A 14,755-nucleotide genomic window follows, 5' to 3' on the forward strand; every position below is an offset into this window, starting at 1 on the left:
CTAAGGCCTGTGGACATTCACTTCGCGGCGAGGATTGTCGCGACGAGGTGCCAGTTGGCGGTGTAACTGCAGGCAGTTTTCTCGTAGCGCGTAGCGATGGCTCGGAACTCCTTGATCTTCGCGAAGAAGTTCTCGACCAGGTGTCGCCACTTATAGGCATGCCGGTCGTAATTGCGCTTGATCTTGCGGTTCGCTTTGGGCGGAATGACTGCGCTCGCGCCGCGCACATCCAACTCGGCAAGCAGCCAGTCAGCATCGAAGGCCTTGTCGGCCAGAAGCGCATCGAATGCTACGTCCTCGATCAGCGGTGCGACGCCTTTCAGGTCATGAGCCTGACCCGGCAGGAGAACAAGGTTGAACAGGTTTCCAAGCGCATCGACCAGCGCCACGATCTTGGTGGTCAGTCCGCCGCGCGAGCGCCCGATGGCCTGAGCGTGAGTCCCCCCCTTGCGCCGCTCGCCTTCTGGTGAGCCTGAACGATAGTACCGTCGATCAGCGCGTATTCAAAATCCGGCTCGCCGCGGATCTCTCTGAAAAGACGTTCGAAAACACCACCCTTCGCCCATCGCCGGAAGCGCCGGAACACGCTGTTCCAATTGCCGAATTCCGGCGGCAGATCCCGCCATGGAAGACCGGTGCGCACACGCCAGAGAACCGCCTCTAAAAACATGCGATTGTCCTTACCCGTCACACCGCTATCGCTCTTCTTGCCGGGAAGGTGGGGTTCAACGCGCGCCCATATCCCATCCGTCACCACAAATCGCTGCTCGTCCATTCAGAACTCCCCTTGGGAATCCTGAATCAGAAATCAGGCAGCGTGGGAATCCTGAATGTCCACAGGCCTTAGTCTGCCATGACGCTATGACGCGGCGATCCCATCAGAGTACGGGTGCATCTTTCGGCGCTGTGCCTCCGCATGGGCCAGCGCCTCAAGTTGGGCCGCGCTTGAAAGACTTGCATCCTTCCGCAACGAGGCCGCGAGCTGGAGCACGGCGCGCTGGAAGGCTTTGTTGCCGCTGACCCGTTGCCGGACGCCAAGGTTGTAAAGCTCGGCAAGATCCAGCGCGAGCAGGGCGACCGCTTCGGGGATATCCGAGAGGACAATGTCGCGGATGGTGGCGACATACTCGTACGCGCCGCGCCCGAACAGATTGAGTTCGACCAGGCCGTCGGCCATCACGTGGCCGAGCGGTTCGTCGACGAAATGAACCTGGCCCGAGGCGGCGACCAGGCCGTGAGCCAGGTTCCACGCCAGTTTGTCGCGATTTCGGGCAAGCCAGCGCGAGAGCAGCAGAAACTTCTGGCGAAAGGCTTGCTCGAAGGGTTTGCTGTAGGTGGGCCAGACGTCGAAGGCGGCGGGAATGCGCTCGAGTTGTTCGGTGAGGCGAGGGCCGTTGAAGAACGCTTCCGCGCTGAAATGGCGCAACTCCAAGTAGCCCTTGTCCAGCTTGGCGAAATTGGCGGCATAGCCTTTGTCGCGCCCGGCGCGGGCCTCGAGCAAGTTACCAAGCGCCGAGCCAAGCAGGAATTTGCCGGTCGGATCATGCGCCAGATGCCGCAATAGCGGCACGCCGACGGCATGGCGCTGCAAGGCCGTGTAGCGGCTGAACAGCCGGTCGTTGTTCGCGAGCAGCAGCAATTCATCGACGCCGACGATGAACCGGTCGGGATCGAGCCGATGGCCATTCCCGGCATCGATGTTGATGTGCCAACCGCAGTTGGCGGTATGCTCACTTTCGAAGAAGTTGAAATCGCCGTCGATCTCGTAGATCGCGTCGCATAACTCAGATCTGACCATCTCGGCATCGTCCAGGGGCAGGGGAGGGGTCAGCAATTCTACGCCTGCCAGGCGATCTTCAGGCCAGTTCAGTGGATCGAGCCCATATTCAGGGACGACATAAAAGCCGGGCTGCTTCGGGGTTCCGGATGGGGCGGACCAGGCGCGGCCTGTCCGGTCCCGCAATTTGGCCGCGAATGCTCGGCAGAAGGCGGGCGAGGCCTCGTCCATGGCCTCTCCTTCGCGCAGCTCTCTCTCAAAACGAGGCTCGCCGAGGTCGCCAAGAATGACTTCCAGCTCGAAGCCGGCACGCCAGGAAGGGGTTTCGGACATGGTCGGGAAGGTAAATCAATTGCCGGGCGTGTAAACGCACGAGCGGAGTTGCCATTAATTATGGCACAGAAGCCCTTCCACCGGACGCTGCGATGACATCAACTTTGGCAGCCGACAGCAGGGTGCTGCGTGGCAACCGCCGGCGCGCTGATGGCGGTGGGCAGCGTATCGCGCCAGGCGAGCGGGTCGGGATCGGCGAGCGCCGCGGCCCACGCATCGAAGCGGTCGAACAGGTCGAGGGTGGTCGAGCGCAGCGGCCGGCCGGGGATCTGGAGCCCGCAACCCCAGGAAAATACGTCGATTTCGTCGACCTCGGCCGATTGCAGTTGCAGCGCCCGCGCATAGCCTGACCAGGTAGCCCGCCGGTTCCATGCCGAGGCGGCGGAACTGACGGAAATTCGGGCATCCAGGCGAGAAATGGACGCGGTGCAAGACGCTATGGCTGCCGCCATTTGTGGGGTATAATCGGGGCCATAAGAGGCGGGCGAGGGCATGTCAGCCATGCCCAATAGTGAACTGAAAGCAAAGTTCAGTAAAGTATGCCCGGATGCCTAGTGTTGATAATGGATCGTTATCAACATTAGATGAACCGTGCTTGCGCTGTAGCAGCACGGCCACTATAATCAGGGGCCGATCAAATCTGAACCGTAGGAGTGCCGTCGTGGCTACTGCCGCCCATCATCCGCCGCGCCGCAAACAGCGCGCCATCACCATCCGCTCCGATCATGCGCTCAAGCGCCTCGAACTGCTCGCCCGCGACGGCCGCAGCCAGGTTGAAATTATCGAAGAGGCGCTGGACCGGATGCCGCTGCCAAAGGAAAAGGACCGAGACGCGTTCCTTGCGGAGATTAGGGCGATCCAAGCGCGCGTCCCCAAGCGAACATATCCGACCATGGCGGAGATTGACGCCGAGCTTTGGGACGAGGACGGGTTGCCCCGATGATCATTGATACTTCGGCGCTGATCGCGGTGCTGACGGGCGAGGAGGGCAGTGAGGCGCTGGTCGAGGCGATCGTCGCCGAACGAGGCGGAATTCCGGCACCCGCCATGGTTGAGTTTGTGCGTGTCGCGAGCAACCAGCGATTTGGTCTGCGGGCCGAAGCTGAGGATATGCTTGCCAAGTTCGAACGCCGCGGCTGCGCGACACTGGCGTTCACGCATGACCACGCGAGGATCGCAAACGAAGCCGAACCGCTTTACGGTTCTGGGAACGGCAATGGCGGACCGCTCAACCTGCTCGACCTTATGGTCTATGCTGTGGCCAGAGAACGCGGCGAGCCGCTGCTGTGCACGGGCAAGGATTTCGCGGTGACGGATATCGCGCTTCACAAGGCCAGTCGGCCTTGGTGAAAGTGGACCAAGAAGCCTGAATGCGCTCGCGGCCAACGGCTAGAGCACGGAGAAGTCAATGGACGAACATGCCGCAGAAGGTAAGCTCACCGCGCTGGTAACGGATTATGCGCGAAGCCGGGCAGTTGCCGTATCGCGCGGAGAAGAAACGCCGGGGTTGGCGGCATTGCTCGTCGGCCGCTACGGCCGCGGCATCTACGACGCGGCGGACGTGCTGCTCGGGAGGCCAGCCGCGCAGCGCATCGTCGAGATCCTCGATCGCGAGGTGATGGCGATCGACCCCGAATGGCGGCGCCACGATCAGGATCGTTGGAGGGCGCGTCCTGCCGATCTGACAGGGGGCGCGTGACGAGACGCTCCCGATGACGCTTTCGGCAGCCATGGACGTGCGCGATGGCGCTGTGCTCGACTTGGTGGTGCGCGACGTGCGCGACCTGGTCGGTGCATCTGCGCCGATCGATGCGGAACTTGTGTCTGCTGCCGTCCGGGGCTGGTCGCATAATACACGCCGCGCGTTCCGATCGGACCTGACCATCTGGGGACAATGGTGCCGCCGCAATCGCCTCGACCCGCCGTCGGCCAAGCCACACGACGTCTCCCGCTGGGTTCGATCGCTTGCTGGGCTCGAGCTGTCCGACGAAACGATTCGGGCGATGGCGACGATTGAACGCTACATCGTAAACGTCGGTTGGGCATACCGAATGGCGGGCATTGCCGATCCCACCGCCGCACCGCTGGTCAAGCTCGAGATGAAAGCGGCGCGCAAATCGCTCGGCGTCCGCCAGCGCCAGGCGCGCGCGCTGCGCTTCAAGGGTGACATCGCGGATCTCGACAGCCCGCCGTCGGGCGTTTGCCTTGTCCATCTCCTGAAGGCATGCCGTCGGGACGAGCTGGGCTTGCGGGACGCCGCCCTGCTGCGCGTGGCCTATGACGCCGGGGCGCGCCGGTCCGAGTTGGTGGCGATCGAGGTCGGACATATCGAAGGGCCGGACAGCGATGGCGCGGGCACGCTGTTCATTCCGTCGAGCAAGACCGACCGGGAAGGGGAGGGGGCCTATGCCTATCTTTCGCCTGCGACGATGGATGCGATCGCGAGATGGCGCGAGAAGGCAGGCATCCGCAAAGGACCGCTGTTCCGCCGGGTCGAAACGCATTTTGATGGGTCGGTCGCGGCGATCGGCACCGAACGGCTGCACCCCAACAGCATCACGCTCATCTACAGGCGGGTCATTCGGGCCGCCTGGGCAAAGAAGCTGCTCGGGCCGATCTCGGAAGCGGAGCTGGAACGCTGGGTATCGGCGGTATCGTCGCATTCGATCCGGGTCGGGGTCGCGCAGGACAATTTCGCGGCGGGGGAGGCTCTGCCTGCAATCATGCAGGCGTACCGCTGGCGCGATCCCAAGACCGTGATGCGGTATGGCGCCAGGCTCGCGACCAGGAGCGGGGCAAGTGCACGGCTCGCCGCGCGCTTTTCAAAGGAGCACGCCTGACCAAGCGCCGCATTGCGCCGTAGGCGTATCGCGGTTGCCGCATCCGCTGCGAAATGCAGCTTGGGGTCACTACACGAAAGTGACGTATCTGCACGCTAAGGGAGAACGGAGGGCGAACATCACGCGGCGAGCAGGGAACTGACGGCGCGCAGGGGGCGCAGGGCATCCGGATCAGGCCGATCTTCGACATTCCAGCTATAGTCGCCGGTCAGCGAGATATGCTCCCAGCCCAATGGCGCGATGTGGCGTGCAATCTCGTCGGGCGTTGCGATGTCAGCCAACGCCATTTCGAGATAGCGGGTGTTCCACAGGATGATGGCGGCGACGAGCAGGTTGAGGCCGGATGCGCGATAGGTCTGGTTCTCGAACCGCCGATCGCGCAGTTCGCCGAGCTGGTTGAAGAAGAGCGCGCGAGCGAGCGCGTTGCGGGCTTCACCCTTGTTGAGGCCCGCCTGGGTGCGCCGGCGCAGATCGATGTCGCGCAGCCAGTCGAGCATGAAGATCGAGCGTTCGAGGCGGCCAAGCTCGCGCAGCGCGAGGGCCAGTCCATTCTGTCGCGGATAGGCGGACAGGCGGCGCAGCATCGCCGAAGCGGTGACGGTGCCGGTACGGATCGATGTGGCGAACCGCAGCAGTTCGTCCCAATGCGCGGCGACATGACCCAATGCGATCGGCTCGGCCGTCATGCCGCCGAGCAAGGGGCCAGATTCCTGGCCAGGCAGGAGGTGCAAGCGACGCTCCTTGATGTCGCGCAGGCGCGGGGCGAAGCGGTAGCCGAAGAAGGGCATGAGGCCGAACACATGGTCCGATGCTCCACCCGTATCGGTGTAGTGCTCCTCGATCGTCAGGCCCGTCTGGTGATACAGCAAGCCATCCAGCACATAGGGCGCTTCGCCGGCAGTCGCCGCAATCACCCGGCTCGCAAAGGGATCATATCGATCCGAGACATGGGTGTAGAAGGCGACGCCCGGTTCGTTGCCGCTGCGCGCGTTGATGTCGCCGATCGCGGCCCCACGACCCCCGGCATGAAATTGTTGTCCGTCGCTCGACGAGGTGGTGCCGTCTCCCCACAGCGCGGCGAGCGGCATGGTGCGATGGGCGTCGATCAGTCTTCCCAGCGCTTCACCATAGGCGGCCTCGCTGATGTGCCAGTCGTGAAGATGGGCGAGCTGGCGCAAACTTGCGCCCCGACAGGTTTCCGCCATGCGCGTGAGGCCGAGATTGATGCCATCGGCAAGGATGACGGTGAGCAAAGCATTGCGATCGTCGACCTGCCGGCCCGAACGCCGATGGATGAAACATTCGCTGAACCCGGTCCAGGCATCGACCTCAAGCAGGAGATCGGTGATCTTCACGCGCGGCAGCCGATCATAGGCGGCGCGACGGGCCATCTCGGTGGCGGGCGGCGTTGCCGCCTTCAGCGGCGAGATGATGAGGCCGTTTTCGTCAAGTCTGACCTGGGGCAGTTCGCCCTGTCGCGCGAGGACCGTTACCTGTTCGATCGCCGTATCGAGCCTGGTGCGCCTTTCCTCGATATGGCGCTCAAAGTCCGTTTCGATGGCGAGCGGCAGCGGCCCCTTCTCGCGAAGCGCCGCGTAGGTGGCCGGTGGTATGAGGTAGCTGTCGAAATCACGAAACTGGCGGCTTCCCGCGACCCATATGTCTCCCGCTCGCAGCCGCTCGCGTAGCTGGGACAAGGCGCATAGTTCATATGCGGCACGGTCGATGATGCCATCCCGCAGGACGAACGGCCGCCATGCTGATGGTACAAAGCGCAGCGGCACGCGATCAGGCAAGCGCCGTTTGCCGGTCCGGTATAGCTCCGCGATAATGGCCAGCGCCGACAGGAGTCCCTGCACCGCGCCGGCGCCGCGAAATTCAAAGGTGTTGAGAAGGGGGCCGGCAAAGAGCTTTACCGTGCGATGCCGATCAATCAATTCAGCGGTGCGATCGACGGTTTCCGGTCGCCCGAGCACTTCGGCTTGCTCGACCGCCATGGCGAAGCGCTGCCAGTCCAGCGCCTCGATCTGCGCCAGCGAGTCCACGCCGTTGGTATGCGCGTCGATGAGGATACGGCAAGACCCTGTGAGCGTCCGGAGATGGCCCTGCAGCTCGCGCACCGTCTTGAGGGCTTTGTCGCGGGTCCGGTTTTCGGCGCGGCGCACCATGCTGCCCAACAGCTTGTCGAACATCGTCAGGGCCGCGTCGGTCAGGCTTTCCTCAAGGCGGATGCCGGTTGCCGCCAGCGTCGCATGTCGGCGCAGGGCATTGAGTTCGCCAAAATGCTGGGGCGTGATGCGGCTGCCCTCGTCCGCCAGCCTGTCAAAAGTCGAAGCCGGGATCATGTCGGCCCGACCGCGATCGAGGCCCAGTGCGCGGACATAGGCGAGCCGTTCGATCAGGCGCAGGATGTTGCGCGCTGCCGGCGACTGTGGCGCATTGCGTAGCCAGGATAGCCATGTGGTGGCCTGCCCCGACCGTCGCGCCAGCAAATCGTCCAGGCCCTGTAGTGTGTCGGGCAGCAGGCCATTTGTGAGCACTTCATAGGTAAGCTGTTCAGCTTGCTGGCGAGCCCGTCGCAGTACCGCTTCGAGAATCGACGAAGAAGGCAGGAGGATCTGCCGACGGCGGAGTTCATCGACGATGACCCCTGCCATCTGGCCGGGATGGATGATGGTCTGCGCGATCGGGATCGAGAAGGCGACAACTTCACGGAAGGCGTCGCGGTCGAAGATCCTGAACCCGTGCGATCGTCGGATTTCAACGAGATACTCGCGACGGGTCTGGTCCCGATGAGCATAGGCCGCAAAGGCTTCGGGCGCGACACCAAGTTGGCGGGCCACATAAGCGAGCACGGGTGCGGGCGGGACTTCGCCCGCTTCCAGCGCACGGCCAGGCCATCTCATGGTGAGCAGGAGCATCGCGAAACCGAGCCGGGTGGCATCGCCGCGACGGCGGCCGACAAATTCCAGATCGTCGCTGGTCAGCGTATAGTGACGTGCAATCTCGCGCTCATCGAGCGGCGCGTCATAATGCCCCGCCCAGATTTCCGGGCTCACCAGTCGCCGCCTCGCCAACATCATCTCCTTCTCTGTGCCTGTCCGTCAGACGGTCCTCTGGCGGTCAGCATGAATATGTCCGTCAACTCTGGACCTACGATGGCGATTCGGACAAGAATGCAAATCGATGGGAAAACGGACAGATCGGGACCGGCCTTGGCGCTGATCGGCTATGCACGAGTCTCTACCGGCGACCAGAAGCTGGCGCTCCAGCATGACGCGCTGAATGCAGCCGGATGCGAGCGCATCTTCGATGACCATGCGTCCGGCGCGAAGACCGATCGACCAGGACTGGCCGAGACGTTGGCCTACCTACGTGATGGCGACACGCTGGTCGTGTGGAAGCTCGACCGGCTCGGTCGCTCGATGAGCCATCTGATCGAGAAGGTTGGCGAGCTTGCCGCGCACGGCGTGGGCTTCCGTTCGTTGACCGAGCAGATCGACACCACCACGTCGGGTGGCATGCTGGTGTTCAACATCTTCGGCTCGCTCGCTCAGTTCGAGCGCGATCTAATCCGCGAACGCACCAACGCCGGGCTGAAGGCCGCACGGGAGCGGGGGAGCCTTGGTGGGCGGCGCCCCGTCATCACGCCTGACAAATTGCGCAAGGCACGCGCTCATATCGCGGCAGGGCTGACTGTCCGCGAGGCGGCCACGCGGCTCAAGGTTGGCAAAACCGCGCTCTACAAGGCGCTCGAAGGCACCGCTGCCAAAACCGCAGTCAAAGTATGAGGAAAGAGTGATGCACGAACGCGATCCCAACATCGTCGCCTCGAGCCTGTCTGGTGTCGTCACCGAGCAGGGCGTCACCGTGAAAGTGAACATCATCCGGTTGGAAAATGAGCCGGGCTGGTCGCTCGAAGTCGAAAACGAGCATGGAACGTCTACGGTCTGGGACGACCTGTTCGCGACTGATGATGCCGCGCATGCCGCTTTCCGCCAGACCGTCGATGAAGAAGGTATGCGCGCCTTCCTCGACCAGGCTGTCGTCATCCCTTTTCGGCGTTAGCAGAGACGCCGTTCACCGTTCGTTCGATCCTAGCGTACGTAAACATCACTTTCGTGCAGTGACCCCGAAATGGACAGGGCCGAGGCTCAGTCGCTTCGCTCCCTGCGCCCGCACCACCCCCATCAATTTCGCTTCTCCCCTCCCCACCCCGCGCTTCGCCAGCGGGTCAGGGCCGCAGCCGCAGGCAGGCGGCCTTGCCGAAAAAGGAGTGAGAAATGACCATTCAGAACATCGCTTTGAACAAATTGGCGCTTTCCGATCTTAACGTGCGGAAGGTGAAGCCGAAGGAGATCGAGGCTCTAGCCGCTGACATTCAGGCGCGCGGCGTGCTGCAAAATCTCATCGGCTATGACGAGGACGGCAAGATCAAGATTTGCGCTGGTGGACGGCGCTACCGAGCCTTGAAGCTGTTGCAGAAGGGCAAGACCATCCCCGGCACCTTCGAGGTTCCCGTTGACCTTCGCAGCAAGGACGAGGCGCTGGAAATCTCGCTTGCCGAGAACGCGCAGCGCGAAGCCATGCACCCCGCAGACGCGATCATGGCCTATCGGGCGATCATCGACAGCGGCAAAGAGGTTGACGATGTTGCCGCATCGTTCGGCGTCTCCCCCGCCTATGTCCGGCGCGTTTTGAAGCTGGCAGCGCTTCACCCCACCATACTAAAGGCGTTCCAGAAAGATGAGATCGGTATGAGCGCGGCGCAGGCATTTGCGCTGACCGACGATCAGGACCGCCAGCTAGAGGTTTTCAAGCGCACCGGCGACAATCCGCACCAAATCCGCGCGATGCTCACACAGGAAAAGGTTGCCGACACCGACAAGCATTTCCGGATCGTTGGCGAGGAAGCTTACACCGCCGCAGGCGGCACCTTCACTGCCGACCTTTTCGGGGAACGGCGCTATTGCGACGACGCGGGCCTTGTCATGGACCTTGTGCAAGATCGGCTCGATGCCGTCGCCAAAGCCGCCCGCGAGGATGGCTGGCGAGATGCCGAGGCGCAGATTTCCCGGCCTGATTCCTATTGGATGCGCGGTCATCTTGAACCCGCTGGCAAGCGCGAGCCGACCGAGGAAGAAGCCGCCGAGCTGGCGCGGATCGAGGCGGCAATCGCCACGCGCGAAAGCGAGATCGAGGAAGACGAGCGCTATTACGACGAGGAATTGCGCGACCTGGGCCGCAAGCACAGCGCCATTCTCTCCGCCCTCCAGATTTTCACCGACGAGCAGAAGGCCGACCATAACCTTGTCGTGTTCATCGGCAGCGAGGGCATCGAACAGGTCGCGTTCACCCGCGCCAGCAAGAACGGCGCAGGCGATGGGCCAAAGCCGCCCCGCCCCGACTATTCGCAGAAGGTCATGGATCAGCTGGGCAGCGTCCGCACGATGGCCGTCAGAGAGGCCATTGTCACCGACCCGGAACTGGCGCTGGACGTGCTGTTGACCGGCCTGTTGGGGCAGGTTCGCGGGGAGGTCTATTCGTGGCAGCAAGCCGTCGAGATCAAGGCGGAAAAGAACCCCTTCCACATCGACGACGCCATAATGGGCCATTCGTCCATGCGTGACATTGAAGAGATCGCGGCGGCTGACCTTCACCGCGTTTCCGAGGCTCCCGCCTTGGAGGATATGCGCCAGCTGGACACCGAAACGAAGTTGCGGCTGCTGGCCTATTGCGTTGCATCGCAGATCACGAGCCTTTCGTTCCATAGCGACCGCGACCGCCAGCTGGCACAGATCGCCGGGGCCGCGCAGATCGACATGGCCGACAAATGGGAGCCCAATCAGGCTTTCTACGATCAGCTTAGCAAGGCTACGCTGTTGAAGCTGTTGGCCGAAGGTTGCGGCAACAATGCCGTCGAGAACTGCCACACCATGAAGCGGGCCGACCTTGCCGTAGCAGCGCGGTGACGAAGTCGGTTTTCAGCCGGGTCTGTCAGCGCCTTCAGGGGTAAAAACGATGAGGAGCATGGCCCTTTCTCCGTCGAACTCGGCGACGAGGGCGATGACGAGCGCAACATCGGTCTGAACTACGAACAAGAATGCCTTGGATGCGCCCCTGGCGCCCCTCGGAGTGCCGCAACCGAACAGGGCGCGCATGAGAATGCCAAGATTGAACCCGGCGACGTGGATCAAATAACGCTTGTGAACATTCTCGCGCCCGCGCAGCCACGCGCGGCGCATGCCGCCGCGATCCAGGACGTGGGCAAAGCTACGCTCGACCATCTCACCACGCTTGCGCATCGCCTTGCGTCCGACGGCGGATTTCAGGCGAGACCGATTGGCGTAGACGGCCTTCTGGGCAGCCTCGTCGCCGTGCCAGCGCAGATATCCATTCGGCGGTGCCGGCTCGGCGATGCGCGTCTTCCAGATGTCGCCGTCGAGACCCTTGAGGAGCTCGCGCGAATGATAGCCTTTATCGGTCACAAGATCGCAGGGATCCCCGGACGTCGGCGCCAGGCCAATGTCGGCGAGGTTGCGTGCTGCCGTCTCCAGCGTGGCGTCGAGCGTTGTCGTGTCGCCCTTGTCGGCCGGGTGGATCGGCGCTGCCACGATAACACCCGTGTCGAGATCGACCGCGTGTTCGGGCTTGTAGGCCAGACGCGTCGAGCCGTTCTTCATCCGCGCGACCTTCGCGTCGGGATCGGTCTTGCTCGCCCAGTCCGCATTCGACAGCTTCTTGCCCTTGCGTTTGCGATCGAGCCGGACAAGGTCGTCGATCGTCGGCGTGTCGATGCCGCTCTCTTGCGCCATGCGCACCAGCATCTCGCGGTAGGTCTCGCCATTGTCACGCCGCACGATGGTACGCAGCGCGGCGTTCGCCTCCATGGTCGAGCCATCGACGCCGATCCGCTCGCCTTTCACCAGATCGTGCCCGGCGACGAGGGCCAGTACCCAGCCGAAGATCTGGTCATGTACCTCGTGCGGCAGGCGGCTCCGCGTCTTCGACAACCAGCTTATATGGGGAGGGTCAAGCCAGCAACGATCAGAGTGGCATCTTTTCCCTTTCTATATTTTCTATGGATTCAGGGTATGAGCTCAGTTGCGTGACGCGGTTCGTTGCCGAGCCCCATCCAACTTATATGCGGTCAGCCGGATAAGGACTGTACCATGATCCCGCTTGCGGCGGACAAGAGCTCAAGGAGACGAGACCATTCTATGAGTACGGCTGTTTAGGCCAGCTGGATGTTCGGTTCGTCTGCCCTGCATCCACCAAGACTGATCTGGTCTTGGAAGATTTCTGAATATACTGCGTCGATGGATTCAGGCTGTCTGCACCACGGCGCCTTCTATAATCACCCCTGCGTGGACATACTTCCAGAGTGCGACGAGCAATTTACGAGCAAGCGCGACAATGGCCGTTTTCTTAAGCCGACCACCGTTCTGAGCCACACGCTCTTTGAACCATAAGGTGAGAGCCGAGGCCGGCTGGTGCTGGACCCACAGCCACGCCAATTGGATGAGGCTGGTGCGGAGCCTTGAATTGCCGGCCTTGGATACCCCCTGGTCGTGATCAATCTTGCCACTTTGCCAGTGTGAAGGCGCTAATCCTGCGTAAGCAGCTACCTGCCGGCGATTATCAAACTGTCGCGATAGCCCCTCAAACCATAACACCGAAGCTATCTCGGGCCCGATTCCTTTGAGTTCCAGTAGCATGGCGGGCGCCGACGGCGGCGAAGGTTGGGCTGCCTCATCATCTACCGCGCACTTGTGGACTTGGGTCGCTGCGGCGGAGACCGGCGTCGCCAACAGAGCATCCCGCGTCTGCTCGCACTCCTTGATCTGGGCTATGACGAGTTCGAGCCGGCCGAGCTCACGCGCAATCTGGGCTTTCAGATGAGCTGGAAGCGGTCGCCCGTCTCCGGTCGTAAGTTCGTCCAGTCGTTTCCGCCGGTCTCGGCGAAGAGGTTCATAGTCGTTGATGCCTTGCCCAAAAAGCAATCCCTTGATCCGGTTGACGTGACGCACGCGCTCGTTGGTGAGGGATTTGCGCTCGCGCGAGACGCGGCGACGGTCTTCATCTTCAGGCGTGGGTACTCTCACCATCGCGCATACTCGAGGCTCTCCGCGCTTGTATGCGAGCAGCGTTCGGACCAGCATCTCGCCATCGATCTTGTCCGTTTTGACACGACGCCTGCGCCGCGAGACTGCGATCGAAGCGGGGTCAACGACGTGACTTTCGATTCCTTCGGCTTCGAGCACCCGATGGATCCAAAAGCCGTCCAGCCCTGCTTCCTGAATGACGACGAGCGGGAATTTCTGCCCTACACGTACCTGGCCCAGTCGGCCCCAAGCTGCGATTTTGGCCAAGTCGGAGAACGTTTTGGGAACGTGGCATTCGGTATTGACGATGGAAATCATAGAAGAGGACAGTTCGCTCCATCATAGGGAGTGGGTTGATGGATCGGAGTATTCCGGGCGGGGATTTGATCGGACGATGGAGCCTGAGCTTTGCCGATATTGATTTTGTAAATTCGAAGCCGGCCCTGACGCGCCTTGGCCTCGCCGCACAGCTGAAATTCTTCGCTTCCCTGGGGTTTTTCGCGATCGATCCCGGCTCAATCCCTACCGATGGCCTCTCGTATCTGGCCGAGCAACTCGGTGTCGAGGCTGGCGAGATAGCCGGTTATGACTTTTCCAGTCGGACAGCACGACGGCATTGTGCGGAGATCCTGATCCATCTTGGATATCACCGCATGAAGCGGGTGGATCGCGCGCAATTGACGGAATGGATTGCTGGCGAGCTGTGCCCGGGCGGCCAGTCGATCAATGCCATGCTTGAGCATGTTTTCCTGTGGTGCCGGGACCGGCGTATTTATGGGCCGTCGCGCAAGGAGCTTGAACGTGTCGTTCGCTCACAACGGCAAGATTATCTGGACACCTGGCTGATCGGAGCCAGTGATCGGCTTTCGTCAGATGCGGTGGCGTTATTGGAAGCCTCGCTTGCCGATCCGGACAGCTCGACCGGATTCAACAGGATGAAGGGTGACGCCGGACAGGCAACGCTCGACAACATTCTCGACGTGACCGAGAAACTCGCCTTTATCCAGAGACTTGATCTTCCCCATGATCTCCTGACGGCTACGGGCAAGCCATGGGTCGATCAGATTGTTCGCCGCGTTGCCGGTGAAAAGGCCTCGGAGATGCGCCGGCATGCGCCGGCGCGACAGCTCGGCCTTTATGCGATTTATCTAATGTCGCGGGAGGCGCAACTCACTGACGCGATGATCGACCTGCTGATCGAAACCGTTCACAAGATCGGAACGCGCTCGAAACGCAAGGTGGTGGGCGATATCGCGAAAGACATCGAGCGGGTCTATGGAAAGGAGCGCCTGCTGGTCGAGATCGCCAGCGCCTCGATCAATGAACCATCGGGGCGCATCTGCGATGTCATTTTCCCGATCGCCGGTAAGGCCAAGCTGGCGGCGATCGTCAAGGAGAGCCATGCGAAGGGCGCTCTGGACCGGCGCATCTACAAGGTGATGCGTGGTTCCTGGGCCAATCATTACCGGCGCATGCTGCCAAGCCTGCTTTCCGTACTTGAGTTCCGGTCGAACAACGCGGTGTGGCGGCCGGTCCTGGCGGCCCTCGACTGGATCAGGAGCAAGGTGGATGGCGGATGCCGCTTCGTGCCATTGCAGGATGTTCCGATCGATGAGGTGATTCCAGCGCGATGGCGCAGTTCCGTCATTGATGACGATGGGCGGGTAAACCGGATCAGCTATGAGCTTTGCGTCCTGACG

General features: G+C 62.0%; 12 protein-coding genes and 2 pseudogenes. 8 read left to right on the forward strand and 6 right to left on the reverse strand.

Annotated features, from left to right (window positions below; genetic code table 11):
* Positions 1-17: 17 nt before the first annotated feature.
* The 3 genes from RLDS_RS55115 to RLDS_RS32750 form a co-directional block, all read right to left on the reverse strand.
* Positions 18-775, reverse strand: a protein-coding gene (locus tag RLDS_RS55115) for an IS5 family transposase (RefSeq protein ID WP_107395150.1) whose coding sequence is annotated in 2 segments (ribosomal slippage) — positions 18-448 and positions 448-775 — 759 coding nt in all. Because the reading frame shifts where the segments join, the coding sequence is not laid out codon by codon here.
* A gap of 84 nt (positions 776-859) precedes the next feature.
* Positions 860-2,110: a hypothetical protein gene (locus RLDS_RS32745; protein WP_021224334.1), complete on the reverse strand. Its 1,251-nt coding sequence runs from the start codon at positions 2,108-2,110 to the stop codon at positions 860-862.
* Positions 2,111-2,208: 98 nt separating this feature from the next.
* Complete coding sequence (locus RLDS_RS32750; RefSeq protein WP_021224333.1) at positions 2,209-2,613, reverse strand: hypothetical protein; 405 nt, start codon at positions 2,611-2,613, stop codon at positions 2,209-2,211.
* Between the two features lie 158 nt (positions 2,614-2,771).
* Between RLDS_RS32750 and RLDS_RS32755 the strand changes: the two genes are divergently transcribed.
* The 4 genes from RLDS_RS32755 to RLDS_RS32770 are packed head-to-tail and all read left to right on the forward strand — an operon-like array spanning position 2,772 to position 4,950.
* A complete protein-coding gene (locus RLDS_RS32755) occupies positions 2,772-3,053 on the forward strand; it encodes a hypothetical protein (RefSeq protein WP_020819380.1) in 282 nt (93 codons plus the stop codon).
* A complete protein-coding gene (locus tag RLDS_RS32760; RefSeq protein ID WP_020819379.1) occupies positions 3,050-3,460 on the forward strand; it encodes a type II toxin-antitoxin system VapC family toxin in 411 nt (136 codons plus the stop codon). Before RLDS_RS32755 ends, RLDS_RS32760 begins: the two co-directional genes overlap by 4 nt.
* 58 nt (positions 3,461-3,518) lie before the next feature.
* Entirely contained in the window at positions 3,519-3,809 is a 291-nt protein-coding gene (locus RLDS_RS32765) for a hypothetical protein (protein ID WP_020819378.1), read from the forward strand.
* A 13-nt stretch (positions 3,810-3,822) separates the two neighbouring features.
* Positions 3,823-4,950 (forward strand): tyrosine-type recombinase/integrase, encoded by a 1,128-nt coding sequence (locus RLDS_RS32770; RefSeq protein ID WP_020819377.1) that lies wholly within the window; start codon positions 3,823-3,825, stop codon positions 4,948-4,950.
* Between the two features lie 119 nt (positions 4,951-5,069).
* Here the strand turns inward: RLDS_RS32770 and RLDS_RS32775 are convergent, their stop codons facing one another.
* Complete coding sequence (locus RLDS_RS32775) at positions 5,070-8,027, reverse strand: Tn3 family transposase (RefSeq protein ID WP_031286075.1); 2,958 nt, start codon at positions 8,025-8,027, stop codon at positions 5,070-5,072.
* A 138-nt stretch (positions 8,028-8,165) separates the two neighbouring features.
* Here RLDS_RS32775 and RLDS_RS32780 point away from each other — a divergent pair, with 138 nt between their 5' ends.
* From RLDS_RS32780 to RLDS_RS32790, 3 genes are all read left to right on the forward strand, one after another.
* Entirely contained in the window at positions 8,166-8,741 is a 576-nt protein-coding gene (locus RLDS_RS32780; RefSeq protein ID WP_031297433.1) for a recombinase family protein, read from the forward strand.
* A gap of 10 nt (positions 8,742-8,751) precedes the next feature.
* The gene (locus RLDS_RS32785; RefSeq protein WP_021224660.1) at positions 8,752-9,018 is read left to right on the forward strand and encodes a hypothetical protein; all 267 of its coding nucleotides are present in this window, start codon (positions 8,752-8,754) and stop codon (positions 9,016-9,018) included.
* 215 nt (positions 9,019-9,233) lie between these two features.
* Positions 9,234-10,922, forward strand: coding sequence for a ParB/RepB/Spo0J family partition protein (locus RLDS_RS32790; protein WP_021224661.1), 1,689 nt, complete (start codon positions 9,234-9,236; stop codon positions 10,920-10,922).
* Positions 10,923-10,934: 12 nt separating this feature from the next.
* Here RLDS_RS32790 and RLDS_RS32795 read toward each other — a convergent pair.
* Both RLDS_RS32795 and RLDS_RS32800 read right to left on the reverse strand, forming a co-directional pair.
* Positions 10,935-11,978 (reverse strand): annotated as a pseudogene (locus tag RLDS_RS32795) (transposase); the annotation flags it as partial.
* Positions 11,979-12,275: 297 nt separating this feature from the next.
* A pseudogene (locus tag RLDS_RS32800) lies at positions 12,276-13,292 on the reverse strand (IS110 family RNA-guided transposase); the annotation flags it as partial.
* Between the two features lie 119 nt (positions 13,293-13,411).
* Between RLDS_RS32800 and RLDS_RS32805 the strand changes: the two are divergent.
* The coding region (locus RLDS_RS32805; protein ID WP_021224664.1) for a DUF4158 domain-containing protein at positions 13,412-14,755 on the forward strand (1,344 nt) is incomplete at its 3' end.

The organism is Sphingobium lactosutens DS20 (genome assembly GCF_000445105.1).
Taxonomy (GTDB): domain Bacteria; phylum Pseudomonadota; class Alphaproteobacteria; order Sphingomonadales; family Sphingomonadaceae; genus Sphingobium; species Sphingobium lactosutens.

Coding starts and splice junctions, on each gene's coding strand:
- RLDS_RS32750 (WP_021224333.1), bottom strand. CDS start 2,613: ATGGCTGACATGCCCTCGCCCGCCTCTTATGGCCCCGATTATACCCCA.
- RLDS_RS32790 (WP_021224661.1), top strand. CDS start 9,234: ATGACCATTCAGAACATCGCTTTGAACAAATTGGCGCTTTCCGATCTT.
- RLDS_RS32785 (WP_021224660.1), top strand. CDS start 8,752: ATGCACGAACGCGATCCCAACATCGTCGCCTCGAGCCTGTCTGGTGTC.
- RLDS_RS32760 (WP_020819379.1), top strand. CDS start 3,050: ATGATCATTGATACTTCGGCGCTGATCGCGGTGCTGACGGGCGAGGAG.
- RLDS_RS32770 (WP_020819377.1), top strand. CDS start 3,823: ATGACGCTTTCGGCAGCCATGGACGTGCGCGATGGCGCTGTGCTCGAC.
- RLDS_RS32765 (WP_020819378.1), top strand. CDS start 3,519: ATGGACGAACATGCCGCAGAAGGTAAGCTCACCGCGCTGGTAACGGAT.
- RLDS_RS32745 (WP_021224334.1), bottom strand. CDS start 2,110: ATGTCCGAAACCCCTTCCTGGCGTGCCGGCTTCGAGCTGGAAGTCATT.